The following is a 26,986-nucleotide window of genomic DNA, read 5'->3' as shown; positions in this document are numbered from 1 at the left end:
GAAGCCGCGATGACCGAGCACAGCCACGACGCCACCGAACCCCGCTGGAAGCACGACGGCGTGCGGGTCATCAAGGGCGACATGCTCGACCCCAACACCGCCCAGACCCCCGGCATGTTCCGCCAGGCGGCGATCAACCATGCCCGTGTCGGGGCGCAGAAGATCTGGGCGGGGACGGTGACCATCGAGCCGGACGCCAAGACCGGCGTCCACCATCACGGCGAACTGGAAAGCGTCATCTTCGTGCTTCGCGGCAAGGCGCGGATGCGCTGGGGCGAGCGGCTGGAATTCGTCGCCGAGGCCGAGCCCGGCGACTTCATCTTCGTGCCGCCCTTCGTGCCGCATCAGGAGATCAACGCCGATCCCGGCGCACCGCTCGAATGCGTGCTGGTGCGCTCCGACAACGAGGCGGTGGTGGTAAACATCACCGACGTCGACCCGGTCGAAAAGCCGGAGGAGGTCTACTGGGTCGACCCGATCCACAAGCGGCCGGAATAGGGCGCTTCTTCCGTCCTGGCGGATCCGTGAGGGAGAAATGTGCGGCGCGCCGATGAGGTGTGGCGACGGCGGCAACACCCGCTGCCCTTCCGCGCTTCGAAAGCGTCCCCGCGCCCGGCAGAGATCACACCACGCGGCGCACCGGTTCCCCGGCGGCGAACGCGTCGATGCTCTCGACCACCTGCCGCCAGACCTCCGTCTGCGCCTCGTCGCTCGCCCAGGCGACATGCGGCGTGACGATGACGTTCGGCCGATCGAGCACCTTCAGCAGCGGATTGTCCGGCGCCGGCGGCTCCTGGGTGAGGACGTCGAAGCCGAAGCCCGCGATCAGCCCCTCCTCCAGCGCCCGGACGAGATCCGCCTCGTCGACGAGGCCGCCGCGGGAGGTGTTGACGATCAGCGGCTTCCTCTTCATCCGCCGGAACTCCGGCATGGCGAGAACGCCGCGGGTCGCCGGCGTCAGCGGCGCGTGCAGGGTGATGACGTCGGCGGTCTCGATCACTTCGTCGAAGGGCGTATAGAGCGGCCCGAGGCCCGCGACGCCCTTGTGGGCGGCGAACATCACCGTCATGCCGAAGGCCTCGGCGCGCCGCGCGACGCCCTTGCCGATGACGCCCTCGCCGATGATGCCGATCCGGCGGCCGGCGAGATCGAAGATCGGATGGTTGAAGAAGCAGAACTGGCCGGCCTTCTGCCACGCGCCGTCGATCACGTCCTGGCGATAGCCGGGGATCGAGCGGGAGAGCGCGAGGATCAAGGCCATCGCGTGGTCGGGGACGGTGTTTTCCGCATAGCCTCGGACGTTGGAGACGGAGATGCCCCGCTCGCGGCAGGCCTCGACGTCGATCACGTCGTAGCCGGTCGCGGCGACGGTGACGAATTTCAGATCCGGCAAACGGTCGAGGCTGTCGCGCCGGATCGGCACCTTGTTGGTCACCGCGATCGTCGCGCCCTCGAGCCTCTCCACCACCTCATCCGGCCGCGTCGCCGGATGTTCGACCCATTCGTGGCCGGCCGACGGCCGGGTCAGTTCGACATTCGGCCCGAAGGTCTCGCGGTCGAGAAAGACGATCTTGGTCATGGGCGCGCCCTCCGGTCGCTGCTGGTGCCTCGGTCACCCTACTGCCGGATCGTGCGGACCCTGTCCATCGCCGCCGGCCGGCGCCGGCCGGCGCGGCCCGAACTCGCGAAAGGTCCCGCCGCTTAGGCCTCCCTTCACCGATTTCGTGAAAAATTCGCGTCAACCGGAGAAGGAGCGCGGAGGAGATGACGAAAGGCCCGCATCGGCAAAGACCGGGCGTCCGGCGTTGCGGAAGCGCCGCGGCGCGGCCGTCCCGTGACGGGCGGGCGCGGCTTCCGGCCTCGCCGTGGCGGCGACGCCTTGCCGGTTTTGGCGGTCTTGCCGCTCTCATCGTCCTCGCCGCGCTGCTTCCCGCGCATCCCGCCATCGCCGGGGCGGCCCCCGCCGGAAAGCCGGCCCCTGAACCGGCCGCGGCGCAGGCGACGACTGCCGCCGGCGTGACGGTGACGCTGCTCGGCGCCGATGCCGGCTGCCTGCAGACGGCCGGCGACGGAGCCCTCGTCTCGATCGGCAGCCACCGCCTCGTCATCCTGCCCGACGCCCTCAGCCTCGACGGCGCGAAGACCCGGCTGTCCGGCGTTCGAAACGTCGTCGTCGACGCCTCCGGCTGGGGGCTCGTCGTCACCGCGGACGGGCGGCAGGTCGCGGCGCTCGACCCGCTTGCCGGCCTCCGCGAGGCCGCCGCACAGGGCAACACGCTTGCCCTCAACGATCTCGCGCTCCGCTATGCGACGGGCGACGGCGTGCCGCGCCAGCCGGCCCGCGCCGAAGAACTCTACCGCCGGGCGGCGGAGGCCGGCCTTGCCGTCGCCGCCGGCAATCTCGGGCTGCTGCTCTGGCAGGCCGCCGGGACCCCCGCGGACCGGGCGGAGGCGGTTCGATGGCTGAAAGTCGCGGCAAGTGCCGGCGAGGCGACGGCCGCGACCCGGCTCGGCCTCGCCTACGAGATCGGATCGGGCATCCAGCGGGACCTCGGCGAAGCGCGCCGCTGGTACGAGGCCGCGGCAGGCGCCGGCGACCCGCTGGCGATGAACAATCTCGCCAATCTCCTGAAATTCGCCGACCGGCCGGATCTCCCCCGGGCGGCGGCGCTGCACCTTGCCGCGGCCGAAAACGGGCTTGCCGTCGGTGCCGCCAATTACGGCTTCGATCTCTGGCACGGCGAGGGCGTCGCCGCCGACAGGGGAGAGGCCCTTGCCTGGTTCGAAACGGCCGCCAAGGGCGGCGCCACGCCGGCGCTGCTGATGCTCGGCGAGGCCCATCGCGACGGCGAAGGCACCGCGCGCGACCCTGCCCTCGCCGCCCGCTGGCTGGCGCTTGCCGCCGAGGCGGGAAACGGCGAGGCGGCGAATTTCCTCGGCACGATGCATCTTGCAGGAGACGGCATGCCGCGGGACCCGGCCGCGGCGCGGCGCTATTTCAGCCTCGCGGCCATGCGGGGAAGCGCCGCCGGACGGCGCAATCTCGAAGCCCTCGCGGCGCTTCCGTCCGAGGCGGGTGGCAGCACGGAGCATCGGGCCGCCCGATGAGGCGGCCGACATGAAAACGGCCCGCACCAGGGTGCGGGCCGAAGGCGTCGGGACGTTTCGGTCCGGGGCTACTGGCGCCCCTTGATCCAGTCGTCGATCTGGCGCTGCGCCTCTTCCTTTTCGATGCCGTACTGCTCCTGCAGCTTGCCGGCGAGGATGTCCTTGTTGCCGTCGATCTGGTCGAGGTCGTCGTCGGTGAGCTTGCCCCACTGCTGCTTGGCATTGCCGCGCAGCTGCTTCCACTGGCCTTCGATCTGGTCCCAGTTCATTGCTTCGTCTCCCTTCGTCGCAGGATCGCCCTGCATGGATTTGAAGGGCGAACGCCTCGCGCGGCGCAGCGTTCCGTGACGTTTCGACGAAGCGGCGGCAGTTCCGACGAAACCTCGCTCACGCGGTCTTCAGCATGCCGCCGTCGACGAAATAGGTCGAGCCGACGGAGTAGCTCGCCTTGTCGGAGCACAGGAAGACGAAGAAATGCGCGACCTCTTCCGGCGAGGCGAAGCGCCTGATGTCGGCATGTTCCTCGGCAACGCCCTGGAGGTGCCCCTGCCAGTCGCCGCCTGACCCGGCGGTCAGCTGCTTGGCCGTCTTCACCCAGTCGGGCGTCAGCACCAGCCCCGGATTGATGCAGTTGACCCTGATGCCGTCGCCGATCACCTCGGTCGCGAGATTCTTCGAGAACATCATCAAGGCCGCCTTGGTGACGTTGTAGATCGGCTCGTAGGAAAGCGGCTGGACGGCGCAGATCGAGGCGTTGTTGAGCACGACGCCGCCGCCCTTGCCGCGCATCTGCGGAACGAGGCCGCGGGCGAGCCGCACCGCCGCCATGACGTGGAGATCCCAGTAGGACTGCCACTTCTCGTCCGGCGCCTGCATGATCGTCTCGTTCGAGCCGGTGCCGGCATTGTTGATCAAGATGTCGGCGCCGCCGCGATCGCCCGCCGCCGCAATCACCGCCGCGCAGCCCTCGGCCGTCGCGACGTCGGCGGCGACGCCGGCCGCCTCTACCCCGAAGGTGGAGGCAATGCGCGCGGCTTCTGCCCCGGCGCGCTCGCCGCCACGGGCGGCGATGAGGATCCGCGCCCCTTCCGCCGCAAGTCCTTCCGCCACCGCCAGACCGATGCCGACCGAGCCGCCGGTGATCACCGCGAGCCTGCCCTTCAATCCGAGATCCATCGTCCGTTCCTCCCATGGTCCTTGTCGCCGGCGCCCGCAGCTCCCCGCGGCGCGCTCGCCTCCAAGACATAGGATTGGCCGCGGCGGCTGCGGTGGCGCAAGCCCCTGCCGGCCGTCACCGCCGGGATCCGTGTCCCGCCGGGGCCGCCCTCTCTCACGCCGCGGGAATTTCGGCGAAGACCACCGACATCTCGCTGCGCAGGGTGAAGCCGAGCCGCTCGTAGAGCCGGATCGCCTTTTCGTTCGAGGCGTAGGCGTGCAGGAAGACCGCCTCCCCGCGGGCAGAGATCGCGCCGGCGACGTGGCGGAAGAGCAGCCGGCCGAGCCCCCGCCCCTGGAAGTCCGGATGCGTGGCGAGGCCGCTCAGCTCCGTCATGCCGGGAAGCTTCAGCCGCTCGCCGGCCATCGCGACCAGCCGGCCGTTCTCCTTTACGCCAAAGAACGCGCCGAAGCTCTGCGCCTTCAGCGTGAACGGCCCCGGCTTCGTCAGTTCGGCGAGCGTCAGCATCGCCGCGGCGTCCCCCGGCCCGAGACGCTCGATGCGCGGATCGTCGACGGCTTCGAACGGTCCGGCGGCGACCATCTGCACGGCATCGGCGGTCCTTGTCGCGACGAGCCCCGGCGGCAGGACCGCCGGAGACTGCTGGAGGAACAGCATCGCCTCGCCCGGCCGGGCGAGTGCGGCGAGGGCCGCGAGGCTTGCCTCGCCGTCGTCGCGGCTTGCCGCGAACGGGCTCACCGCGGGCGGGTAGCGCCGTGCATCGGCGCCGCCGAGGGCGAGATGAGACTGGCGGGTGGTGAGGGCGGTCCAGATCGGACGATCGAGGGCATCGAACATGTCATATCAATCCTTTCCCGAGGGCGGCGGGGCCCGCTCCGCAAGCGGCTTTTGCCGCAGCCGGTCTTCGATGGCGTTCAGCTGGTCGAGGATCGGGCCGTCGAGGTCGGCGCAGAGATCGCCGACCGCCGCGGCGATGCGCGGCCAGATCTCCGCCCGGCCGATCGCCACCAGGCGCCGCCCTTCGGCCGAGAGCGCGACGATCTTGCGCCGCTGGTCGTCCGGCGCCGGCTCGGCGGCCAGGACGCCCTGCCCGACAAGGGCGTTCACCGTCCGGGTCGCACCGGGCTGACTGACCCCGACCGCCTCGGCCAGTTCGCCGAGTGTCAGGGGTCCGAGCCGGTCGAGGCAGGCGAGATAGGGATACTGGCTGGCGCTGATCGCCAGGCCCCGCGCGGCGATCACCGTGTCGGTCTCGCTCTGCAGCCTCTCGCCGAGACGCTTCAGATGCGTGCCGAGGCACAACAGGCCAAGCGCCCGGACCACGTCTTCCGTCATGCGACCCGCTCCGTTTACATAATCCGTTATATAATCCGTTATGAATTGACCCGCAACTCGGATCTGCCTGGTTTCCTGATCGCCGGTGCGTTACTCCGCCTCGTCCTCGTAGCCGACGAGATGCAGCGGCCGCGCCCGCATCTGGCGCAGTTCGCACCAGCGCAGCAGCGCCTCCTCGCGGCCGTGCGTCACCCACAATTCCTGCGGCCGCAGCTCGTCGACCGTCTCGGTCAGCTCGTCCCAGTCGCAGTGGTCGGAGACGATCAGCGGCAGTTCGACACCGCGCTGGCGCGCCCGCTGGCGGACCCGCATCCAGCCCGAGGCGAAGCTCGCCACGGGATCGGGAAAGCGCCGCGCCCACTTGTCGGCGAAGGCCGACGGCGGCCCGACGATCACCGCCCCGGCGAAATCGCCCTTCTTGCCGCCTTCGACGGTTGCCGGCTCCAGACGCCCGAGATCGATCCCCCGGCTCTGGTAGTAGTCGCAGAGCTTCTTCAGGGCCCCGTGGATGTAGATCGGCCGGTCGTAGCCCGCCTCGCGCAGGTGGCGGATCACCCGCTGCGCCTTGCCCAGCGCGTAGGCGCCGACGAGATGCGCCCGCTCGGGAAAATGCCTCAGCGAATCGAGAAGCTTGCCGATCTCCGCGGCCGTGTCGGGATGGCGGAAGACCGGCAGGGCGAAGGTCGCCTCGGTGATGAAGACGTCGCAGGGCACCGGCTCGAAGCCGCGGCAGGTCGGGTCGGCGCGGCGCTTGTAGTCGCCCGAGGCGACGATCCGCAGCCCCTGCCATTCGACGGCGATCTGCGCCGAGCCGAGGACGTGGCCGGCCGGATGAAAGGACACGGCGACGTCGCCGATCCGCATCGTCTCGCCGAGCCTTGCGACCTGCCGCTCGCCGGCGAAGGCCTCGCCATAGCGGATCGCCATGATGTCGAGGGTCTCCTCGGTCGCCATGACCCTGGCATTGCCCGGCCGCGCATGGTCGGCATGGCCGTGGGTGACGAGCGCCCGCTCGACCGGGCGGACCGGATCGATGAAGAAGTCGCCGGGCGGGCAGTAGAGCCCCTCGGGCGTCGGCCGCAGGAGGTCTTCGGGTTTGATCATGCCGGGCAAGATAGGGCGGGAGCGCCCGGCGCGCCGTTACCGGTCGCGGCCACGGCCCGCAAAAGCCGCCCTTCCCTCCGGCGGGCGGCCGCGCTAGCGTTCCGGTTCCGCACTGCAGCACGACCCGGAGAATGCCGATGAGCCGACCCGCCGAAGCCCCGGACCACGGCACCGCCGCAGACCGGCGCCGTTCCCGCTTCGGCGACTGGAGCGCCACGGCGACCCACCACACGCCGGCCGAGGACGCCCAGGCGATTCTCACCGGCGTGCTGCTCGCCGCCCTCGGCCTGTCGATCCTCGCCCATCTGAAGTTTCTGACCGGCGGCGTCGCCGGGCTGGCGCTGATCGTCTCCTATGTCTTCGGCATCAATGTCGGGCTCGCCTTCTTCCTCATCAACATCCCCTTCTACGCCCTCGCCGCCGGCCGCATGGGCCGCGCCTTCACGCTGAAGACCTTCGTCGCGATCGCGCTCCTGTCGCTGGTCTCCTGGTGGCTGCCGCTGGTGTTCAAGGTCGCCTATATCGACCCGCTCGCCGGCGCGGTGATCGGCGGGCTCCTGATCGGCTTCGCGCTGCTGGCCTTGTTCCGGCACCGCGCGAGCCTCGGCGGCGCGGGGATCCTGGCAATCTATCTGCAGGACCGCTTCGGCTTCCGCGCCGGCCTGGTGCAGCTCGCCTTCGACCTGACGATTCTCGTCATCGCGCTGTTCGTCGTCGAGTTCCAGGCGGTGATCTTCTCGCTGGTCGGGGCACTGGTGCTGAACGGCTTTCTCGCCGTCAACCACCGGACCGACCGCTACATCGCGACGTAAGCGCGCCGGACGAGAAGGGTTCTGCCCTTCCGAAGCCGTCGACTCGTCCGACACGCGTTCGACGGCGGAGGCCGGGCTTCAGTCGCCCTTCTTGAAGGTGAAGAGCACGAACTGGGTCTTCTGGTGGCGGCTGAAATTGTTGTCCGACGCGATGACGATGGAGCGCTCGCCGGCGATCTCCGGGCCGAAGGTCAGGCACTCGATATTGTCGATGTCGAGGCCGCCGAAGTCGCCCTCGTCGATCTTGAACCATTGCGTCTTCTTCAGCGGCGCGACATCGGCCGCCGCCGTGCCCTCCCCGATCGCCTCGCCCGCCTTCGGATCGACCACGTAGAAGGCGATGTGGTTGCCGACCCCGGCGACGTAGGACCGCTCGACGGTGACGAGCCGGCCGTCCGGCAGCGCCGTCATCTCGCTGACGCCGTTGTCGGCGCTGCCGCCCTCCTCTTTGGGACGGAAGGGAATCCTGTCGGTCTCGTAGACATATTCGGCGCCCGGCTTGCCGGTCCGAAGGTCGATGGCAAGCAGGCGCGACCGGCTGCCCGCCTCGAAGGTCGCCTTGTCGCCGTCCTGGACGAGGGCGTTCTCGGTCATGGCGTAGAGCGTCGTGCCGTCCGGCGAGATTGCCAAACCCTCGAAGGCGAGGTTTTCGTGGATGCCGCGGGTTCCGCCGGCATCCGGCAGGAAGGCCTCCGGCAGGTCGAAGCTCCGCTCCGCCCTGCCGTCCATGCCGGCTGCGAAGATCTGCGGCCGGCCCGCCCCGTCGCCCTCGCTCGACCAGTAGATCTTCCGGCGCTTCGCATCGATGCGGATCGCCTCCGGATCGATCGCGCCGGCGGCGAAGGGCTTGCCGTCGGCGTTCTCCAGCGTCTCGGTCGCGGCGATGTCGAGCGTTCCGATGCCTTTTTCGGAAAGTGCCAGCTTCAGCGCGTAGAAGCGTGCCGGCGCCCTTTCCGAACGGTCGTCGGAAATCGCGTAGAAGGTTTCGCTCTCGGGGTCGTAGTCGAGGCCCGAAATGCCGCCGAACTCGCTGCCGGAAAGTTTCAGCCCGGTCGGGACGACGAATTCGCCGCGATAGGTCGGGGCGGGAAGCGGCGCCTCGTCGGCCCGGGCATCCGCCGCGGAGGCCGCGGCGAGAAGTCCGGCGAGGATCGGCACGAGGGGGTGCATCGGTGCCATGTTGCGTGCCTCCGCTGAGGGGAACGGCGTCTTGTCGCCCGTCCGACTGACGGGACGATGACACGCCGCGGCGGCGCCGGCGTCAATCGCCTGTGGTGGAGACAACCCGGCAGAGGCCGCCACCGTGCCTCCTTCGCAACAGCGGCCGACAAATCGCCGGCCCCGCCGCCCAGCCCTAATCCAGCCGTCTGTGCTGTCTATCCGCCCATTCGAAGGAGACCAAGGCGGACCCCCGCCAGGACAGGCTGGAAACCCATGAAGAAACTCGCCCTCGCACTGACCCTCACCGCCGCCTTCGCCGGCTGCACCACCGATCCCTACACCGGCGAGTCGAAACTCTCCAACACCCTCGGAGGCGCGGGCATCGGCGCCGGCGTCGGGGCGCTCGGCGGCTATGTCGTCGGCCGTGCCACCGGTCACGACGGCGGCAAGGCCGCGCTGATCGGCGCCGGCATCGGCGCGCTGACCGGCGGCGGCATCGGCCTCTACATGGACAATCAGGAGGCCAAGCTGCGCGCCCAGCTGCGCGGCACCGGCGTCTCGGTCACCCGCGTCGGCGACCGCATCATCCTCAACATGCCGTCGAACATCACCTTCCCGACCGATCAGGCCTCGATCCTGCCGGGCTTCTATCCGACGCTGAATTCCGTCGCGCTGGTCCTGAAGGAGTTCGACCGGTCGATCGTCGACGTCTACGGCCACACCGACAGCCAGGGCTCCGACGCCTACAATCTGAGCCTTTCGCAGGACCGCGCCTCCTCGGTCAGCCAGTATCTCGCGAGCCAGGGCGTCGATCCGCGCCGGCTCAACACCCAGGGCTTCGGCGAGAGCCGCCCGGTCGCCACCAACGCGACGGAGGCGGGCCGCGCCCAGAACCGCCGGGTCGAGATCTCGATCTCGCCGCTGACGTCCGGCTGAGCCGACGCCGGCCGGACCAGCCTGACGCCGCCTCCGCGGCGGCAGTGAAAAAAGAGCCGGGCGGCGACGCCCGGCTCTTTTCGTTTCGGCCTCGTTCAGGCCTGAAGGTCTGCAGACCCTCCCCCGCTCGGATCAGTAGTGGCGGCCGATGTAGCCGCCCGCGACCGCACCGCCGACGCCGCCGACGATCGCCCCGCCCGTGCCGCCGACGGCATTGCCGATCACCGCGCCGCTGGCGCCGCCGATGCCGGCGCCGGCGAGCGTCCGCTGCGTCCGGCTGCAGCCGGCGGAGACGGCGAGCCCGGCGGTGAGGCCGAGGATGAGGGCGGTTCGTCCGATGGTCTTCATGTCTGTTCCTTCCCGACATTGCTTCGCATGATCGGAGAAGATTGGTCGCGTCGAACGCTCAACAAGGTTTTGAAACGAGACCAATCTGTCGCACCGTCACCGCGCGCGAAGCCGGGCACGGCTTTCAACCGATTTTAGCCCGGCGCCGCTCTTCCGATCGCGGCGCCGTCTCGCTATTGGCTGTGCAGCCTGAGACAGCCGCAGAGAAAGGGCACCTCCATGACGACACGGACCGAAACCGATTCCATCGGTGCCATCGAGGTCGAAAACGACCGCTATTGGGGCGCCCAGACCGAACGTTCGCGCAACAACTTCAGGATCGGCACCGAGCGCCAGCCGCTGCCGCTGATCCGCGCGCTCGCGACCGTCAAGAAGGCCGCGGCGCGGGTGAACGCCGCCAAGGGCCGGCTGCCGGCCGAGCTGAAGGATGCCATCGAGAAGGCCGCCGACGAGATCATCGCCGGCAAGCTCGACGAGCACTTCCCGCTCGTCGTCTACCAGACCGGCTCGGGCACCCAGACCAACATGAACGTCAACGAGGTGATCTCCAACCGGGCGATCGAGATGCTCGGCGGGAAGATGGGCTCGAAGAAGCCGGTGCATCCCAACGACCACGTCAACATGAGCCAGTCCTCGAACGACGTCTTCCCGACGGCGATGCACGTCGCGGCGGTCGTCGAGGCGAAGGCGCGGCTGGAGCCGGCGCTCGAGACGCTGCACACCGCGCTCGACAGAAAGGCGCAGGAATTCGCCTCGATCATCAAGATCGGCCGCACCCACACCCAGGACGCCACCCCGGTCACCCTCGGCCAGGAATTTTCCGGCTATGCGATGGCGCTGGAGCTTGCCAAGAAGCGCATCGGCGACGCGCTCGACGGCGTTCTCGCCCTTGCCCAGGGCGGCACGGCCGTCGGCACCGGCCTCAACGCCCCGGTCGGCTTCGACACCGAGATCGCCGCGGAGATCGCCAGCCTCACCGGCCACCCGTTCCGCACCGCCGCGAACAAGTTCGAGGCGCTGGCCTCGCACGGCGCCCTGACCTTCTTCCACGGCGCGCTCAACACGCTCGCCGCCGATCTCATGAAGATCGCCAACGACATCCGCTTCCTCGGCTCGGGACCGCGCTCGGGCCTCGGCGAACTCAACCTGCCGGCCAACGAGCCGGGCTCCTCGATCATGCCGGGCAAGGTCAACCCGACCCAGTGCGAGGCTCTGACCATGGTCGCGACCGAGGTGATGGGCCACGAGACCACCGTCACCGTCGCCGCCTCCCAGGGTCATTTCGAGCTCAACGTCTTCAAGCCGGTGATCGCCAACGCCGTGCTCTCGTCGATCCGGCTGCTCGCCGACGGCATGGAGAGCTTCGCCGAGCATTGCGTCGACGGCATCGAGGCGAACGAGGAGCGCATCAGGAGCCTGATGGAGCAGAGCCTGATGCTGGTGACGGCGCTCGCCCCGACCATCGGCTACGACAACGCCGCGAACATCGCCAAGACGGCACACAAGAAGGGCACGACGCTGAGGGACGAGGCGGTCGGCTCCGGCCTCGTCTCCGCCGAAGACTACGACCGCATCGTCGATCCCTCGACGATGATCGCGCCGGCCTGACCCCGCACGCTCCGGGCGGTCGCGCCCGGAGCCGGCGCGCCGCCGCCGGAGCTGATCCCGAGAAGTCGGAACCGGCTTTCGGAAAGGATCACGCGGACCCGGGAAGATGGAGCCGGACGACGGGTGCGGGCCGCCTCGTCCCGCTCCGGCGTCAGGCGGCGACCGTGTCCTCTCCGGGCTGGGTCATGTTGGCCCGGTATTCCTTCTCGACGCGCTCGGCCGGGCTGTCGGCGTCGGCCGTCGTGCCGGCGTCGCCGGCCGCGTCGGTTTCGCCCGTCGAGGCCTCCTCGTCGGCCCCGGCCGCGGCGAGCGTCGTCAGATCCGCCCGCATCGTCGGCTTGTACGGATTGGCGGCCTCGCCGGCTTCGGCGCCTTGAGCCTCGCCGGCCGGCCTCGCAGCGCCGGCGGCGGACGATCCGCTCGCCTCGCTCGCCTTCTCGGCTTTGGCGAGCTGCGCGGTATACTTGTCGACGAGCGCCTGCTGCGTGGCGGCTTCGTCGGCATCTTCCTGCTGCTCGGCCTCGGCGAGCGCCTTTTCGGCAGCCGCCAGCTTTTCCTTGATCGCAGCGACGTCGTCGGTCGAACTCGTCGACGAGGAATCGCCGGAAACGAGGGTGACGGCCGTGCTGCTCGATCCAACGGTCAGTGACATGACAATCCTCTCGGCCCGGTCACGTTGAATTGACTTGCAACGATCACCTAGACAGACGGACCTGAACGGATCCTTGCGGTTTCGGTTACCGAATGTAACGAACGGTTACGAACTGCTTCAGCGCCGCTCTGCCGGCCAGCGCGCCCCGCGCAGACCCCGTGCCATCCCGAAGAAAACCGGGCATGCGGCTGGTCGGTGCAGGCGCGCGGCGCCTCCCGCTTCGGGGATGCTCCGACTCGGATCTAGGGTTGCGCCGGGCGGATCTCGCCGTCGAGGCGCACCACCGCCACCCCCTTGGCGATATGCTCGAGCGGCCGCACCGTCCTGCCCTTGCCGAACAGCCCGACGGCATGGCTGCGCCGGACCAGGAAGCCGTGCGAAAGCGCCGCCGGCCTGCGTCGCAGCCGGGCGAGGAACCCCGGCCGGTCGATCGCCGCGCGGCGGAACCGTGCGGCCGGCGTCACGGCGTGGGCACCGCCCGCCGTCTCGAGGTGATCGGCGACGGCGGCGATCCAGCCGGGCTGCAGCCGCGCCCCGGGCTCGAGGAGCAGCAGCCAGTCGCCCCGGGCCTGGCCGATCGCCTCCCCCAGCGCCTCCGCCGACACGACCCGGCAGCCGGCATGTTCGGCGACCTTGCGCGCGTCGACGCCCATGGCGCGATCGACCAGCACGACCTCCCGCACGATGCCGTCCACCGCCCCCGGCACCAGGCTCGACAGCGTCGCAGCCAGCTTCCGGTCGTCCGGTCCGCAATCCATGAACACGCTCAGCATTCCGGACGATTACCCGAGGCCGGCGCCGGCCGCCACCCCCGATCGGATTTTGTTCTTGAAATGTTCGCGTTTTGGCGTTAGCTGTTTGTTCACGAAACGAGACGCCTCGGAACGGAGGGCCGACCATGCAGCAGATCACCGCGGCCGACCGAGCGGCCTTCGCCCGCGCCGACGGCGTCGACGTCGCCAACCGCATCGTCGACGGCGCCAACCTGCGGCTTCCCGCCGACCGGCGGCGCGGCCGCGGCGCCGGCATCAACCCGTCGGGCCGCTACGAGCCCTTTTCGCGGTCGAGCTTCGACGACGGCTGGGACACGCTCGGCAGCCTGCCGGCGCTGAAGACCGAGGTGCAGGTCGAAAAGCCGAAGACGATCATCACCCGCAACACCTCGCCGGACATCTCCTTCGACCGGTCGATCAATCCCTATCGCGGTTGCGAGCACGGCTGCGTCTACTGCTTCGCCCGCCCGACCCACGCCTATATGGGCATGTCCCCGGGCCTCGACTTCGAGACGCGGCTGTTCGCCAAGCCGAATGCCGCCGAGCTTCTGGAGCGCGAACTCGCCCGGCGGGGCTACGAGGTGAAGTCGATCGCCATCGGCACCAACACCGATCCCTACCAGCCGATCGAGAAGGATCGGCGGATCATGCGCGAGATCCTCGAGGTGCTGGAGGCGGCGAACCACCCGGTCGGCATCGTCACGAAGTCGGCGCTGGTGACGCGGGACATCGACATCCTGGCGCGCATGGCGGCGAAGGGGCTCGCCAAGGTCGCCCTGTCGGTGACGACGCTCGACCGGACGCTGGCGCGGGCGATGGAGCCGCGCGCCGCCACCCCGGCGAGAAGGCTCGACGCGGTCAAGGCACTGTCGGAGGCGGGTGTCCCGACGATGGTGATGACCGCGCCGATCATTCCCGGCCTCAACGACAGCGAGATCGAGCGACTTTTGGAAGCGGCCGTCACCGCCGGGGCGAAGGAGGCGGGATACGTGCTGCTGCGCCTGCCGCTGGAGGTCGCGCCGCTGTTCAAGGACTGGCTGCTGCGGCACTATCCGAACCGCTACCGGCACGTCCTGTCGCTGCTGCGCTCGATGCGCGACGGCAAGGACTACGACGCCGAATGGGGCAAGCGGATGCGCGGTTCGGGGCCCTATGCCTTCCAGATCCGCCGACGCTTCGAGATGACGGCACGGCGCCTCGGCCTGAACGACGACCGGCTGAAGCTGCGGACCGACCTGTTCACGCCGCCCAAGGCGGCCGGCGTCCAGCTGGCGCTGCTCTGACGACAGCTGCCGGATCCCGCCGCCGGTCCGGACGGGCTCTCCGGCGGCGGCTCGACGACCGCCCGAGAGGCGACGCCCCGCCGAAGGGCCGGGCTCCGGGCGCATTCGGCGGCCGGGAACACCCGCAACCGCTGGCATGAAGTCGGCCGGGTCTGCCGCATCGACCCGTCCGGCGCACCGGTGGCCGCAAGGCCGCCGGAAAGGCCCGCCCTCCCCGACGCCCCCCGTGGTCGCGGCGGGCCTTGCATGGGATCGGAGGATGCGCGAGTCTCCGCCGCACGATGACCGCGCATCCCTCCGATTCTCGCCCGTCTCCCCACAACGCAGCGCCCCGCAGGGCGCGGCGAGCCGCAACCCCGGGGCCGCGATCCGCCGCCGCGGCGGGTGCGCCGGGAGCCGGCCGCAAGGAGTCCGACGCCGGACGAGCCGGAAAGGCGGACGCCGCAGGCCGCACCCGCCCGGGTCCCGACTTCGCCCGCGAGGCGCATCTGCTGGGTCTCGGCCGGCGCTTCGTCGCCGGGATCGACGAGGCCGGGCGCGGCCCGCTCGCCGGGCCGGTGACGGCGGCCGCGGTAATCCTCGACCCGAACGACATTCCGGACGGCCTCGACGATTCCAAGGCGCTCACCGCCGAACGGCGGGAGGCGCTCTTCGTCAAGATCCTCGCGACCGCGACGGTGGCGAGCGCCTGTGCGAGCGCGGCGGAGATCGACCGGTTCAACATCCGCGGCGCGACGCTGATCGCCATGCGGCGGGCGCTCGCGGCACTCGGTGCCGCCCCCGACCACGCCCTCGTCGACGGCCGGGACGTACCGCCCGGCTGTCCGTGCGAGGCCTCCGCCGTGATCGGCGGCGACGCCGCCTGCCTGTCGATCGCGGCCGCCTCGATCGTCGCCAAGGTGGTGCGCGACCGGATGATGCGCCGCGCCTGCCTTGCCTTTCCCGGCTACGGCTTCTCGCGGCACATGGGCTATGCGACGGCGGCCCATCTCGAGGCGATCGCGCTGCTCGGCCCCTCGCCGCTGCACCGCATGAGCTTCAGCCCGATGCGGCAGGCCGTGCTGCCGTTCTGATACGAGATCCGTTCGATCAGAGCGGAGCGCGTATCAAGCCCGCGCGGCAAATGAGCGTCTTTGTATCCGGCGTCACGAAGTGATCTGCCGGAAACCGTATGACCCCGTCCGCGGGCCTTCGCCCGCGGCGGTCACGCCCGAAGCCGGCGGCGGACGTTTGACGGTCCGATTCTCCGGCTCCTTCCCTCAGGCGAAGACGTCGGCGAGGTCGGCAAAGCCGACGCCGTCCTTGATCTCGCGCAGCCGCGCATAGGCGACGGCGACCGCGATCGAGGCGAAGGCCGCCGAGAGCCCGCTCACGATCCCCTGCAGCAGCAGGAACAGGACCGGCGAGACGCCGACCACCCGGCCGCCGACGAAGCCGAGGGCGATCCCGGCGAGATAGAACAGCACGTAGACGAGAACGACGAAGCCGACGATCGGCCAGCGATAGCCCTTGGTCAGGCGGGCGCTGCGGCCGAGCGCCCCGAAGCCTGCGCCCTCGACGACGATGGCCGGCACGTAGACCGCCAGGACGCCGAGCAGCCAGAGGCCCGGAACGACGAAGACGGCAAAGCCGAGCCCGATCAGGATCCAGGCGACGATGCTGAGCACGATCAGCGGCAGCATGGCCCGCAGCGCGGTGGCGACATAGGCGCCGACATTGGCGTCGCGGCCTGCCTTGGCGTCGTAGGCGGCAAGGACGAGCACCGCGGTCAGCACCGAATAGACGAGGAGCGGCAGGGCGACGACGACCGCGACGAACAGGAAGGGGTTCTCGCCGATGAAGGCCTGGCTCGCCTGCTGCGACGCCGAATCGAAGGTCTGGGCGCCGACGACGAGATAGCTCGGAAGCTGCATCAGGAAACCGGCGACCACGCCGATGAGGCCGAACAGGGCAAAGCGGCTCGAAAAGATCTGGAAGGTGTCGCTCAGCCGCGATCCCACCCCGAAGCGCGGCTTCGGCAATCCGGCGGCGGTGTCGATTGCGGTCATTTCGTTTCCTTTCGTCGCGTGGCCGGCGGGATTGCCACGGCGATGGTGGCATTGCATCGCCACATGACGCAACGTCATATCAAGGATTTTCGACCGTCGTCTCCTCGCGGTGGAACTTGTCGGCCCGCGCCTCGCCCATCAGCTTCTTCTGTTCGAGATAGGCCCGCTGGGCGACGTAGAAGCTCTTCAGGAACGCCTCCTCCTCCTGCGGCGAGATGCGCTCGGCATAGCCGATCTTGGCGCGGATGCGTGCCCCGATGCGGGCGAGGCCCTTCTGGCGCTCGCGGCTGTCCCTTGCCTCCTCGCCGCCGCGGAGCAGCCGTTCGAGAACCTGCAGCTCGTAGGCGCCGTAGAGGTCGAGCTGGCCGCTCGAAAAGACGAAGCGCTCCCGTGCCGCCCGCCCGACCGCATCCGCGACGTCCGGCAGGAGCAGCGGCCGCGGGTCCAGCACGACGGCCGTGTCGGCGACGAGGTCGCCGATGCGCCGGTTCGCGGCGCTGCGCAGCGGCACGGCGCAGACGACGACGAGCCACAACAGCATCATGCCGTTGAACCAGAAGGATTCCTCGCCGCCGCCGATGAGGAAGGCCGCGGGCAGGAACACCTCCACCTCCTTGGTCAGATTGCGCACGACGATCTGGTGCGTCGAGAGGCCGGAGCCGTTGTTCGAGACCACCCTGAGGCCGAGCAGCTTCTTGCCCGGCGTGCGGCCGTTCATCAGCAGCTCGCAGACGATGTAGAAAGGCGTGCCGAGCGCCAGGATGACGAAGGTCGCGATCGCGCCGAAGGCCGCCTCGCCGACGAGATCGGCGAAGAGCAAGGCGAGGATGATGGCGAAGGTCGCGAAGGTGGTGAGGACGAGGTCGACGATCTGCGCCCCGAGCCGCGCCCCGAGGCCGGCGACGACGAGGTGCAGCGGCACGCCTTCCGGCGGCGTCAGGACGAGGCGCTTGCCCTCCTCCGCGAAAAGTCGCTTGCGGCGGCCGCCGGCCTTTGCCTTCCGGTCGTCCCTGCGTCTGAAGCGCGCCATCCTCAGGCCTCCGCTCCGCCGGCGCCCGCCGGCCCGGGGCCGCCGCGGCCGGCCAGCACGAACCAGCCGAGCCAGCCGAGGCCGGCGCCCCAGCCGACCGCGAGGCGCGCCCAGAAGTCGGTGACGAGCTGGCGCCCGACGCCTTCGAGGATTCCGGCGGCAACCAGCATGACGGCGGCGACGACCGCGAGCTTCGCCGCGTCCCGCCCGGCATGGCGCAGCGCCGCGGCGCGGCTCCTGAGGCCCGGAAACAGCATGGCATAGCCGAGGGTCAGGCCGCCGGCGCTGGCGATCGCGATGGCCGAAAGCTCGGTGACGCCGTGGATCGTCACCCAGCCCATGAAGTCGAGCGCCAGGCCCTTTTCCGCATGGACGCTGACGAAGGTTCCGAGCATCGCGCCGTTGTAGATGAGGAGCAGCACGCTCGGAACGCAGAAGACGACGCCGAGCGCGAAGGCGAACAGCGCCACCTTGGTGTTGTGGGAGAACAGATAGGTGGCGAAGGCGCCGAGCTCGCCGAGCGGCTGGCGGTCCTCGCCGTAGATGACGCGGCGCAGCGCCTCGGCGCTGGCGCCCGGGCCGCGGCCGGCGGCGAGGTCGCCGGGCACGAAGGCGTAGAACCAGGTCGAATCGGCGTTGGTGAGAAGATAGGCCGCGAGCCCCCCGAGGCCCATCAGCGCGAAGGACACGAGGATCGGCACGAACGAGCGGCGCACCGCCTGCGGCGCCGAGCGGGCGAAGAAGCGGGCGAGAAGGCCGCGCAGACCCTCGCGCGGCGCGTAGACGACGAGATAGGCGCGGGCGCAGAGGCTTTCGAGATAGCGCACGACCGCCGCGTCGAGGGAGATCTCGCGGGCGACGGACAGCGAATTGACGGCCTGGCGGTAGAGCATCACGAGGTCGCGCGCGTCGTCGAAGGACAGGCGCGACAGGCCGCGCTTCTCCGCCGCCTCGACGATCTCGGCGAGACGCTTCCAGCCGGCCTCGCGTTCGTCGCGAAAGCGCGTGGAGCGGATGCTGCCCGAGGTGGCGCTCATATCAGTTCCCGCGCCTTGATCGTGAGATAGGTGGAGACGAGCCGCGCGGTGATGCCGCCCGGATCGGCATCGACGACGAAGACGCCGAGCCGGGCGAGCCGCTCGAGCACCAGCCGGCGCTCGCGCCACAGGCCCGCGGCGGCGACGGCGGCGGCGACCTCGCCGAGATCGCCGGCGGCGCGGCGCTGGTAGCCGGCGAGCAGCGGATCGCGGATCGAGACGAAGACGACGACGTGATGGCGGTTCAGCACCGCGACGTTTTCCACCAGAAGCTCGGCGGTGGTGGTGTCGACGAAGTCGGAAAACACGACGACGAGGCAGCGCCGCGACAGGCGCTGGCCGAGATGCGTCATGGCAAGGGTGTGGTTGGTCTCGATCGCCCGGTAGCGCAGCTCGGCCGCCCTGGAGCGCAGCTGCGCGAAGGCGCGGCGCCCGCCGCCCGGCGGTAGATAGAGGCGCGGCCGGGCGTCGAAGGCGTAGAGGCCGACGAGATCGCCGCCCTGGACGCCGGCCCAGCCGAGCGCCAGCGCGGCGTTGATCATGTGGTCGATCTTCGGCAGGCCGGCGATCGTCTCGCGCATCAGATGGCCGTTGTCGAGAGCGAGCACGATGTTGTGGTTCTTCTCGGCCCGCATCTCGCGGGCGACGAGGGTGCCGTGGCGGGCCGAGCGCTTGTAGTCGATGGTGCGGCTGTCCATCCCGGCGACGAAGTCGCGCAGCTGATGGAACTCCGAGCCCTCGCCGCGGATCAGCGCCGCCCGGCTGCCGAAGGCCTCGGTGGCGATCTGGACGTCGATCTCGCCGGAAGTGACCGCCCGGATGTTCGGGACGACCACCAGCCGCGTCGCACAGGGATAGACGGCGACGACGTCGACGAGCTTCAGCCGGCTCGCCCGCAGCACCGCGATTTCCCCGAGCGTGAAGTCGCCGCGGCCGGCGGCGCGCACCGTGATGCCGGCGGAGGCGCCGGCCGGGCCGGGGCTCAGAACGAACTGCGCCGGGCCTTCGAGTTCCTGCGGCCAGGCGAGGCGCGCCATCGCCGAACCGGGGAGGCGCCCGCCGTCTGCAACCGGCCGCAGCACGAAGCCGAGCTCCGCCGTCTCGCCGACGAACATCTCCCGGGTCTGCGGCGCGTCGAGGACGAAGCGCTTGCCGCCCGGCGTCGCGAGCGCGTCGGCGACGACGGCGAGCGCCAGCAGCGCCCAGGCCGCCGGCACCAGCTCCGCCGGCGCCTCCGGCAGGATCACGAGGCCGAGCGAAAGGAGCGCGATCAGGCTGGCGACGAGAAGGAGGCGGGGCGAAGGCCGCATCAGCGCGGCGCCGGAATCTGCTCGACGAGCGCCGCGAGAACCGAATCGGGGCTCCGCCCCTCGATCTCCGCCGTCGGCGAGAGCACGACACGGTGGCGCATCGTCGGTCCGAACAGCAATTTGACGTCGTCGGGGATGGCGTAGTCGCGGCCGTCGAGCGCGGCGCGCGCCCGCACCGCGCCGCACAGCGCGTCGGCGGCGCGGGTCGAGACGCCATAGGCGATGTCGACGTCGGCGCGGGTGGCGCGGCAGAGGCCGAGCACGTAGCGCAGGATCTCGTCGTCGAGGCGGATGGCGTCCACCAGTTCCTGGCCGGCACGGATCTCGCCGAGCCCGGCGACCGGCTCGATCGCGGCCTTGCGGGCGTCGTGGTCGAGCGGCTGGCCGGCATGGCGCCTGAGGATCGAGAGTTCCGCCTCCTCGTCCGGAAACGCGATCTCGACCTTGAACAGGAAGCGGTCGAGCTGCGCCTCGGGCAGCGGATAGGTGCCCTGCTGCTCGATCGGGTTCTGGGTGGCGACGACGAAGAACACGTTGCCGACGGCATGATCGACGCCGTCGATCGTCACCCGCCGCTCGTTCATCACCTGCAGCAGCGCGGCCTGCGTCTTCGGCGGCGCGCGGTTGATCTCGTCGGAAAGCAGGATGTCGGTGAAGATCGGCCCCTTCACCAGCTCGAATCGCCGCGAGCCGAAATCGTAGACGTTCGAGCCGATGACGTCGCCCGGCATCAGGTCGGGGGTGAACTGGAGGCGCTTGAAGTCGAGCGTCACCGCCGCCGCGAGGCTCTGGGCGAGCAGCGTCTTGGCGGTTCCCGGCGGCCCCTCGATCAGGCAGTGGCCGCGGGCGAACAGCGAGACGAGCAGCAGCTCGACCACCGCCGCCTGGCCCTGCACGGCCTTTTCGATCTCAGCGGCGATCCGGTCGCGCAGGGCCCGCAACTCGTCCAAATTCATGCCACGTCTCCTGAATCACGGCCTCGAAGGCGGCGAGCGCGTCGAAGCGCGCCCGTTCCTTGAGGCCGGTGGCGGTCACGGCCGCGTGGGCCTTGTGGAATCGCGAGGCAAGCTCGGGCGAGCGACGGGCGAGAAGCCGCGAGAGCGCCGCCAATTCGCCGCTGCGGTCCCGGCGCGTCGTCTCGACGAGCGCGCTCGCCAGCGCCTCGATGCGGTCGGCGACGTGGCGCGCGACCAGCGGCTCGTCTTCCCGTGAAAGAAGCAGGATGCGGCGCGAGGCCTCGATGGTGCGGCGCTTGGACGCTTCCGCCGCCTCGACCTCCTCCTGCGGGCGGCCGAAGCGCCGGCTGCCCCGCCAGAGCGCCAGCCCGGTGACGAGCACGACGCCGATCCAGAACCAAGAGAAGGGATAGACGAAGAAGCGGTCGAGGTCGGCGAGGGTGCGCTGGCGCCGATCCTCGCCGCCCTCGGGCTGCGTCGCGCCCTGCACGGCCTCGCTGGCCGTGTCGGCGTCGACGAAGATCGCCGAATTGCCCGCAAAGCCTTCGACGATGGTCAGCGCCAGCCCGGCATTGTCTCCGAGCGCGAGGCCGGCATTGTCGAGAACGTCGGGATCGGAGAGGACGAACAACGTGTTGCCCGATCCCTCGAAGAGCTTGCCGGTACAGTCGGCCATCAGCGTGCCGAGCGGATCGCCGCGGTCGTCCTCGAGCACGAGAACCGGGTTGCACTTCGCCTCGAGTCCCTGCCCGAGCACCTGCGCCGAATAGAGCGTCGCCGGCCGGGAGACCGGCTGGCCGAATTCCTTGTCGTAGACCTTGTAGGTGGCGAGGCCTTTCTCGGCGAGGCGCCTGACCGGTTCGCCACCGAAGAAGTCCATGGCGCCCGGCGGAACGAGGAGGTCCGGATGCGCCGCGCCCCTCGCGACCATGCCGCCGCGCCATTTCGGCAGCACCGCCAACATCGGGCCGGCCGTCGCCCGCGCCACGAAGTCGGCCCTGGCGAGAGGTTGCGGCGACAGAGCGCCGCGTTCGTCCTCGCCGCCATCCGCCTGCTCGACCCCCTCGCCGAGCAGCTTCGGATCGTAGACCGGCAGGATGCGGAAGCTCTGGGCGCCGGGACCGCCCTGAAAGGCCGGCACCGTCGGAACGCCGCTCGTCTCCAGCCAGCGTTCGAGGCCGGCGAGGCCGATGGCGCTGCGTTCGATCGGGCGGCGGGCGCCGAGGAGATAGAACAGGCCGACGGCGAGACAGACCGCGAGGAGGATCGCCAGGCTCTTCGCCCATTCGCCGCCGGCGCGGCTCGCCGGCGCCGGGCTTGCAGATGGATTTGCGGCCCGCTCCGTCATGTGGCCGTCCGCTTCAGGAACGGCTCGGCGAGATCGAGGCAGCGCTGATAGTCGGCGGCGCCGATGTCGCGGCCGCCGAAGAGCACCAGTTCGGTCTGCCGGGCGAGAACCTCCAGCTGGCGGCGATGCGCCCAGCTGCCGGGCAGCCGCTGCATCAGTTCGCGCGTCGTCAGCGAGCGCTTCAGGACGATGGCGTTGTCCTCGGCCGCAAGCCGCAGGAAGCGCTCGAGCACCATGCGCAGGCCCTTGCGCGGGTCGTTCTCGCGTCGCAGGCCGGCGATGAGGTCGCGGTCGAGTTCCGCGTCGGCGAAGGCCTCTCCGCGGGCCGCGTCGGACCCAAAGCCGCGATTGCGCGGCCCTGCGAGATCCGCGAGCTGGCCGCGGGCGAGCCAGAGGAAAAGGGCGAGCGCCAGAGCGAGGACGACGAGGACGCCCGTCCCGCCCCATTCGAGCGTATGGGGGGGAGTGTCCGACAGCGGATCGGGACCGCGGTCGCCGGGCTTTGCCGCGCCGAGGTCGGAGTCCGGCGAAAGATAGACGATCGGCGTCTGCAGGCGTCGCCCTTCCACCGATTTCAGATATGCCTCGCCGACGGCGGTCCGCTTCGCCGCGTCCGTCTCGCCGGTGCTGGGCTCGGCCCGGGCGGCACAGGGCACGGCCGCCAGAACGACGGCGACAGCGCCCGCGACGAACCGGCACCGGCAGCGATCGAAGCGCGTCATTCGGCTCAATGGGCACCCCAGCGACAAACACCCCGGACGCGACGAGACATACCCGAAATCGTCGCCATCACAATTGCCCTCCGCATTCGCCTTGCGCCGAATCGCCGTCGCCGCGCGCCCGCACCGCCCGCGGCAGGGCGACAGGAGCGGCATGAGCACCCCGATGCGACACCTGAGGCGAGCCTGCCGCACGGCGTCGCCCCTCGAACATGGAAGCCGCAGAGCCGCCCGCCCCGGGGCATGGCGCGACGCGTGGCGCCGCCATGGCTTGACCTCGCGGCCCCTGCCGGTGTCTGCAGCGGCTAGTGGAGCGAATTCGACATTTGAGTCCCATGCGACGTCGACCTCGCATCAAATGTCGAATTCGAAAGCTCCACTAGAAACAATAAGTTCACGAGTGGTTCTTTGATTCCGACATTTGCCGCGAGACCGGTACAAGCCGGACGCAAATGTCGGAATCGAACCACGAGGCCGGGCGGCTTCGGTCCGGCGAGACGACGGAGAGACCTCATGGATTTCGCCCTTCCCACGAACCCGGCCGGCTGGCTGCCCTTCGCCGCGGCCGTCGTCGCCGCCCTGCTCGGCCTCGGCGCGCTGTTCGCGCCGCGCCTCGTGCTCTCGGCGATCGGCCTCGCGCCGAGCGCCGGCAGCATCGACGCGCTGGCCGGGGCGCGGGCCTCGCTCGCCGGCTTCTGGCTCGGCGTCGGTCTCGTCGGGGCGGCGCTCTACGACCAGCCCTTCGTCGAACTCGCCGTCGGAGCGGGATGGCTGTTCTCGGCCTTCGGGCGGCTCGTCTCGCTTCTTACCGACGGGGCGAGCTTTCGCGGGATCTTCTATCTTCTCGTCGAACTCGTCCTCGCCGCGGCCGCTCTCGCGCCGGCCTTCGGCTTCGTTTCATCCTGAACTGATCTTCGGCGCCGGCGTCGTCCGCGCGGATATGCGCGGCACCTCTTCGAAAGCCTGCGTGAATAACCCGCGAAAGCCTGCGAATTGCCTGAGGCAAGCGTGTTGTCGCGGTGAAATCCCTATGCTAGACGGACCCAGTCTCAAGGGGGAGGGCCGGCGCTAGGTTGGCAGTCCGCTTGGCATCCAACCAACGGTTTCAGGGCCTTGCGGCGAGTGACGAAAAAGGTCTCGCACATCGGATCCTGAAGGAAAGCGAAAGAGAAACGGTCGTCCGTGGCACAATCATCCTCTCCCGTTTCGGGGGTCGCAGACCGCTACGCCCAGTCCCTGTTTGAACTCGCACGCGACGACAACGCGATCGAGACGGTCGAATCCGAACTGGTCTCCTTCGGCCGGCTGATCGACGAGAGCGCCGACTTCCGCCGGCTGGTCGAGAGTCCGGCCTTCTCGTCCGACGCGCAGCTGCGCGCCATCGAGGCGATCGTCGCCGAAACCCGGCCGAGCCAGCTCACCGGCAACTTCCTCAAGGTCGTCGCGGCCAACCGCCGGCTGTTCGTCCTGCCCGGCATGATCCGCCGGTTCCGCCAGCTCGCCGCCGAGCATCGCGGCGAGGTCGAGGTCGAGGTGACGAGCGCCCACCCGCTCGACGACGGCCAGCGCCGGGCGCTCGCCGAGGCGGTCGGCAGCTATGCCGGCAAATCCGTGACGATGCGCGAGAAGGTCGACCCGGCCATCCTCGGCGGCTTGATCGTCAAGATCGGCTCGCGGCAGATCGACACCTCGCTCCGCTCCAAACTCAATTCGCTCAAGCTTGCACTGAAAGAGGTCGGCTGATGGACATCCGCGCTGCGGAAATCTCCGCGATCCTGAAGAACCAGATCAAGAACTTCGGCAACGAGGCGGAAGTCTCCGAAGTCGGCCAGGTTCTGTCGGTCGGCGACGGCATCGCCCGCATCTACGGTCTCGACAACTGCCAGGCCGGCGAGATGGTCGAGTTCCCCGGCGGCATCCAGGGCATGGCGCTGAACCTCGAGGCCGACAATGTCGGCGTCGTGATCTTCGGCTCCGACCGCGAGATCAAGGAAGGCGACACGGTCAAGCGCACCGGCGCGATCGTCGAAGTGCCGGTCGGCAAGGGCCTGCTCGGCCGCGTCGTCGACGGTCTCGGCAATCCGATCGACGGCAAGGGCCCGATCGATGCGGCGGAACGCCGCCGCGTCGACGTCAAAGCACCGGGCATCATCCCGCGCAAGTCGGTGCATGAGCCGATGTCGACCGGCCTCAAGGCGATCGACGCGCTGATCCCGATCGGCCGCGGCCAGCGCGAGCTGGTCATCGGCGACCGCCAGACCGGCAAGACCGCGATCCTTCTGGACACCTTCCTCAACCAGAAGCCGGCTCACGACGAGAACCGCGAGACCGACAAGCTCTACTGCATCTACGTCGCCGTCGGCCAGAAGCGTTCGACCGTCGCGCAGTTCGTCCGCACCCTCGAGGAGCGCGGCGCGATGCAGTATTCGATCGTCATCGCGGCGACCGCCTCGGATCCGGCGCCGATGCAGTTCATCGCGCCCTTCGCCGGCTGCGCCATGGGCGAATATTTCCGCGACAACGGCATGCACGCCGTGATCGGCTACGACGACCTGTCGAAGCAGGCCGTCTCCTACCGCCAGATGTCGCTGCTGCTGCGCCGCCCGCCGGGCCGCGAGGCCTATCCGGGCGACGTCTTCTATCTGCATTCGCGGCTGCTCGAGCGCGCCGCGAAGATGAGCGACGCCCACGGCGCCGGCTCGCTGACCGCCCTGCCGGTCATCGAGACCCAGGCGGGCGACGTCTCGGCCTACATCCCGACCAACGTGATCTCGATCACCGACGGCCAGATCTTCCTCGAGACCACCCTGTTCTACCAGGGCATCCGCCCGGCGGTGAACGTCGGCCTGTCGGTGTCGCGCGTCGGCTCCTCGGCGCAGATCAAGGCGATGAAGCAGGTCGCCGGCTCGATCAAGGGCGAGCTCGCCCAGTATCGCGAGATGGCCGCCTTCGCGCAGTTCGGCTCCGACCTCGACGCGGCGACGCAGCGGCTGCTCAACCGCGGCGCGCGGCTCACCGAGCTGCTCAAGCAGCCGCAGTTCTCGCCGCTCAAGACCGAGGAGCAGGTGACGGTGATCTTCGCCGGCACCCAGGGCTATCTCGACAAGCTGCGGGTCGACCAGGTCGGCGACTTCGAGGACGGCCTGCTCACCGCCATGCGGACCGAGCACAAGGAGGTGCTCGACCAGATCGCCAAGGAAAAGGCTCTCACGGACGACATCCGCGGGAAGCTGAAGGCGGCGATCGATTCCTTCGCCAAGAGCTTCGCCTGATCTGAACAATTCGGCTCGCGACCTCGCCCGGCAGATTTCGCCGGGGGAGGCCGATCCAGCGGGAGACTGCGCCAGACCATGGCATCACTGAAGGACCTTCGAAACCGCATCACGTCGGTCAAGTCCACGCAGAAGATCACCAAGGCCATGCAGATGGTCGCGGCGGCGAAACTGCGTCGGGCCGAGGAAGCGGCGGCCGCGGCAAGGCCCTATGCCGACCGCATGGCGGCCGTTTTGGCCAACATCGCCGGCGCCGTCGAGGGCGACGGCCCGCCGCTGATGGTCGGCACCGGCAAGAGCGACACCCACCTTCTGGTGGTGTTCACCGCCGAGCGCGGCCTCGCCGGCGCGTTCAACGCCTCGATCGTCAAGCTGGCGCGCCAGCGCCAGCGCCAGCTCGAGGCCGACGGCAAGACCGTCAAGTTCCTGGCCGTCGGCAAGAAGGCCTGGGACATGATGCGCCGCGACCTCTCCGGCAAGATCGTCGACCGCGTCGACTTCCGGGAGGTGAAGCAGGTCGGCTTCGAACAGGCCGACATGCTGGGCGAGAAGATCATGGAACTGTTCGGCAAGGGCGAATTCGACGTCTGCACGATCTTCTATTCGGAGTTCCAGAACGTCATCAGCCAGGTGCCGACGGCCCAGCAGATCATTCCCGCCGACCTGTCGGAGGAAGCAGAGGCCGGCGCGGGCGGAAACGGCGCCGCCGCGGTCTACGAATACGAGCCGGACCCGGCGGCGATCCTCGACGCCCTGATCCCGCGCAACATCAAGGTGCAGATCCTGCACGCCATGCTGGAGAACGCCGCGTCCGAACAGGGCGCGCGGATGACCGCCATGGACAATGCGACCCGCAACGCCGGCGACATGATCGACCGCCTGTCGATCTCCTACAACCGCCAGCGCCAGGCGCAGATCACGACGGAACTGGTCGAAATCATTTCGGGCGCCGAGGCGCTCTGACACGAA

General features: G+C 69.7%; 28 protein-coding genes. 11 read left to right on the top strand and 17 right to left on the bottom strand.

The genetic code is table 11. The features are described from left to right. Positions 1 to 9 precede the first annotated feature (9 nt). Entirely contained in the window at positions 10 to 498 is a 489-nt protein-coding gene (locus tag J1C47_RS17920) for a cupin domain-containing protein (protein WP_207352158.1), read from the top strand. A 124-nt stretch (positions 499 to 622) separates the two neighbouring features. On the opposite strand, the gene J1C47_RS17915 is transcribed toward J1C47_RS17920, so the two are convergent. Then, positions 623 to 1,579, bottom strand: a complete 957-nt coding sequence (locus tag J1C47_RS17915) for a D-2-hydroxyacid dehydrogenase (RefSeq protein WP_207352157.1) — start codon at positions 1,577 to 1,579, stop codon at positions 623 to 625. 185 nt (positions 1,580 to 1,764) lie between these two features. On the opposite strand from J1C47_RS17915, the gene J1C47_RS17910 reads away from it, so the two are divergent. Continuing rightward, positions 1,765 to 3,108 (top strand): tetratricopeptide repeat protein, encoded by a 1,344-nt coding sequence (locus J1C47_RS17910; protein WP_207352156.1) that lies wholly within the window; start codon positions 1,765 to 1,767, stop codon positions 3,106 to 3,108. 68 nt (positions 3,109 to 3,176) lie between these two features. On the opposite strand, the gene J1C47_RS17905 is transcribed toward J1C47_RS17910, so the two are convergent. From J1C47_RS17905 to J1C47_RS17885, 5 genes are all read right to left on the bottom strand, one after another. Next, on the bottom strand, positions 3,177 to 3,377 hold the full coding sequence (locus tag J1C47_RS17905) for a CsbD family protein (protein WP_207352155.1): 201 nt from the start codon (positions 3,375 to 3,377) through the stop codon (positions 3,177 to 3,179). A 118-nt stretch (positions 3,378 to 3,495) separates the two neighbouring features. After that, positions 3,496 to 4,284, bottom strand: a complete 789-nt coding sequence (locus tag J1C47_RS17900; RefSeq protein WP_207352154.1) for an SDR family NAD(P)-dependent oxidoreductase — start codon at positions 4,282 to 4,284, stop codon at positions 3,496 to 3,498. Positions 4,285 to 4,438: 154 nt separating this feature from the next. Continuing rightward, positions 4,439 to 5,122 carry a GNAT family N-acetyltransferase gene (locus J1C47_RS17895; RefSeq protein ID WP_207352153.1) on the bottom strand — a complete coding sequence of 228 codons (684 nt, stop codon included), beginning with the start codon at positions 5,120 to 5,122 and terminating at the stop codon, positions 4,439 to 4,441. Between the two features lie 6 nt (positions 5,123 to 5,128). Further along, entirely contained in the window at positions 5,129 to 5,620 is a 492-nt protein-coding gene (locus tag J1C47_RS17890) for a MarR family winged helix-turn-helix transcriptional regulator (protein WP_207352152.1), read from the bottom strand. A 90-nt stretch (positions 5,621 to 5,710) separates the two neighbouring features. Continuing rightward, positions 5,711 to 6,721: a ligase-associated DNA damage response exonuclease gene (locus J1C47_RS17885; RefSeq protein WP_207352214.1), complete on the bottom strand. Its 1,011-nt coding sequence runs from the start codon at positions 6,719 to 6,721 to the stop codon at positions 5,711 to 5,713. A 140-nt stretch (positions 6,722 to 6,861) separates the two neighbouring features. Here J1C47_RS17885 and J1C47_RS17880 point away from each other — a divergent pair, with 140 nt between their 5' ends. Beyond that, positions 6,862 to 7,536: a YitT family protein gene (locus J1C47_RS17880; protein WP_207352151.1), complete on the top strand. Its 675-nt coding sequence runs from the start codon at positions 6,862 to 6,864 to the stop codon at positions 7,534 to 7,536. 78 nt (positions 7,537 to 7,614) lie between these two features. On the opposite strand, the gene J1C47_RS17875 is transcribed toward J1C47_RS17880, so the two are convergent. Beyond that, positions 7,615 to 8,715: an esterase-like activity of phytase family protein gene (locus J1C47_RS17875; RefSeq protein WP_245396649.1), complete on the bottom strand. Its 1,101-nt coding sequence runs from the start codon at positions 8,713 to 8,715 to the stop codon at positions 7,615 to 7,617. A gap of 255 nt (positions 8,716 to 8,970) precedes the next feature. On the opposite strand from J1C47_RS17875, the gene J1C47_RS17870 reads away from it, so the two are divergent. Continuing rightward, on the top strand, positions 8,971 to 9,633 hold the full coding sequence (locus J1C47_RS17870; protein ID WP_207352150.1) for a YiaD family glycine zipper/OmpA-like lipoprotein: 663 nt from the start codon (positions 8,971 to 8,973) through the stop codon (positions 9,631 to 9,633). A gap of 132 nt (positions 9,634 to 9,765) precedes the next feature. Here J1C47_RS17870 and J1C47_RS17865 read toward each other — a convergent pair whose 3' ends face one another. Then, positions 9,766 to 9,981, bottom strand: a complete 216-nt coding sequence (locus J1C47_RS17865) for a hypothetical protein (protein ID WP_207352149.1) — start codon at positions 9,979 to 9,981, stop codon at positions 9,766 to 9,768. A 219-nt stretch (positions 9,982 to 10,200) separates the two neighbouring features. On the opposite strand from J1C47_RS17865, the gene fumC reads away from it, so the two are divergent. Beyond that, positions 10,201 to 11,589: a class II fumarate hydratase gene (gene fumC / locus J1C47_RS17860; protein WP_207352148.1), complete on the top strand. Its 1,389-nt coding sequence runs from the start codon at positions 10,201 to 10,203 to the stop codon at positions 11,587 to 11,589. A gap of 151 nt (positions 11,590 to 11,740) precedes the next feature. Here fumC and J1C47_RS17855 read toward each other — a convergent pair whose 3' ends face one another. Beyond that, positions 11,741 to 12,241, bottom strand: a complete 501-nt coding sequence (locus tag J1C47_RS17855; RefSeq protein ID WP_207352147.1) for a hypothetical protein — start codon at positions 12,239 to 12,241, stop codon at positions 11,741 to 11,743. Between the two features lie 242 nt (positions 12,242 to 12,483). Further along, positions 12,484 to 13,014 (bottom strand): glycosyltransferase family A protein, encoded by a 531-nt coding sequence (locus tag J1C47_RS17850; RefSeq protein ID WP_207352146.1) that lies wholly within the window; start codon positions 13,012 to 13,014, stop codon positions 12,484 to 12,486. Between the two features lie 125 nt (positions 13,015 to 13,139). Here J1C47_RS17850 and J1C47_RS17845 point away from each other — a divergent pair, with 125 nt between their 5' ends. Both J1C47_RS17845 and J1C47_RS17840 read left to right on the top strand, forming a co-directional pair. Further along, positions 13,140 to 14,297 (top strand): PA0069 family radical SAM protein, encoded by a 1,158-nt coding sequence (locus tag J1C47_RS17845; RefSeq protein WP_207352145.1) that lies wholly within the window; start codon positions 13,140 to 13,142, stop codon positions 14,295 to 14,297. Between the two features lie 281 nt (positions 14,298 to 14,578). Then, on the top strand, positions 14,579 to 15,370 hold the full coding sequence (locus tag J1C47_RS17840; protein WP_207352144.1) for a ribonuclease HII: 792 nt from the start codon (positions 14,579 to 14,581) through the stop codon (positions 15,368 to 15,370). Between the two features lie 186 nt (positions 15,371 to 15,556). Here J1C47_RS17840 and J1C47_RS17835 read toward each other — a convergent pair whose 3' ends face one another. From J1C47_RS17835 to J1C47_RS17805, 7 genes are all read right to left on the bottom strand, one after another. Then, the gene (locus J1C47_RS17835) at positions 15,557 to 16,345 is read right to left on the bottom strand and encodes a hypothetical protein (protein ID WP_207352143.1); all 789 of its coding nucleotides are present in this window, start codon (positions 16,343 to 16,345) and stop codon (positions 15,557 to 15,559) included. 79 nt (positions 16,346 to 16,424) lie between these two features. Further along, positions 16,425 to 17,375, bottom strand: coding sequence for an RDD family protein (locus J1C47_RS17830; protein WP_207352142.1), 951 nt, complete (start codon positions 17,373 to 17,375; stop codon positions 16,425 to 16,427). 2 nt (positions 17,376 to 17,377) lie between these two features. After that, positions 17,378 to 18,412 carry a stage II sporulation protein M gene (locus tag J1C47_RS17825; RefSeq protein WP_207352141.1) on the bottom strand — a complete coding sequence of 345 codons (1,035 nt, stop codon included), beginning with the start codon at positions 18,410 to 18,412 and terminating at the stop codon, positions 17,378 to 17,380. After that, the gene (locus J1C47_RS17820; protein WP_207352140.1) at positions 18,409 to 19,722 is read right to left on the bottom strand and encodes a DUF58 domain-containing protein; all 1,314 of its coding nucleotides are present in this window, start codon (positions 19,720 to 19,722) and stop codon (positions 18,409 to 18,411) included. The genes J1C47_RS17825 and J1C47_RS17820 overlap by 4 nt, the downstream gene beginning before the upstream one ends. Continuing rightward, positions 19,722 to 20,678: an AAA family ATPase gene (locus J1C47_RS17815; RefSeq protein ID WP_207352139.1), complete on the bottom strand. Its 957-nt coding sequence runs from the start codon at positions 20,676 to 20,678 to the stop codon at positions 19,722 to 19,724. Before J1C47_RS17815 ends, J1C47_RS17820 begins: the two co-directional genes overlap by 1 nt. Beyond that, entirely contained in the window at positions 20,632 to 22,026 is a 1,395-nt protein-coding gene (locus J1C47_RS17810; RefSeq protein WP_207352138.1) for a hypothetical protein, read from the bottom strand. Before J1C47_RS17810 ends, J1C47_RS17815 begins: the two co-directional genes overlap by 47 nt. Beyond that, positions 22,023 to 22,748 (bottom strand): DUF4129 domain-containing protein, encoded by a 726-nt coding sequence (locus J1C47_RS17805; protein ID WP_207352137.1) that lies wholly within the window; start codon positions 22,746 to 22,748, stop codon positions 22,023 to 22,025. Before J1C47_RS17805 ends, J1C47_RS17810 begins: the two co-directional genes overlap by 4 nt. 510 nt (positions 22,749 to 23,258) lie before the next feature. Between J1C47_RS17805 and J1C47_RS17800 the strand changes: the two genes are divergently transcribed. The 4 genes from J1C47_RS17800 (at position 23,259) to J1C47_RS17785 (ending at position 26,980) form a co-directional block, all read left to right on the top strand. Then, entirely contained in the window at positions 23,259 to 23,651 is a 393-nt protein-coding gene (locus tag J1C47_RS17800; protein ID WP_207352136.1) for an AGROH133_08824 family phage infection protein, read from the top strand. A gap of 276 nt (positions 23,652 to 23,927) precedes the next feature. Beyond that, on the top strand, positions 23,928 to 24,488 hold the full coding sequence (locus J1C47_RS17795) for a F0F1 ATP synthase subunit delta (RefSeq protein WP_207352135.1): 561 nt from the start codon (positions 23,928 to 23,930) through the stop codon (positions 24,486 to 24,488). Continuing rightward, positions 24,488 to 26,017: a F0F1 ATP synthase subunit alpha gene (atpA, locus tag J1C47_RS17790; RefSeq protein WP_207352134.1), complete on the top strand. Its 1,530-nt coding sequence runs from the start codon at positions 24,488 to 24,490 to the stop codon at positions 26,015 to 26,017. Before J1C47_RS17795 ends, atpA begins: the two co-directional genes overlap by 1 nt. Before the next feature lie 78 nt (positions 26,018 to 26,095). Continuing rightward, on the top strand, positions 26,096 to 26,980 hold the full coding sequence (locus J1C47_RS17785) for a F0F1 ATP synthase subunit gamma (RefSeq protein WP_207352133.1): 885 nt from the start codon (positions 26,096 to 26,098) through the stop codon (positions 26,978 to 26,980). Positions 26,981 to 26,986 lie beyond the last annotated feature (6 nt).

The organism is Jiella sonneratiae (assembly GCF_017353515.1).
Classification (GTDB): Bacteria; Pseudomonadota; Alphaproteobacteria; order Rhizobiales; family Rhizobiaceae; genus Jiella; species Jiella sonneratiae.
The sequence above is the reverse complement of the archived record's forward strand: the minus strand, read 5'-3'. Positions and strand labels throughout refer to the sequence as shown.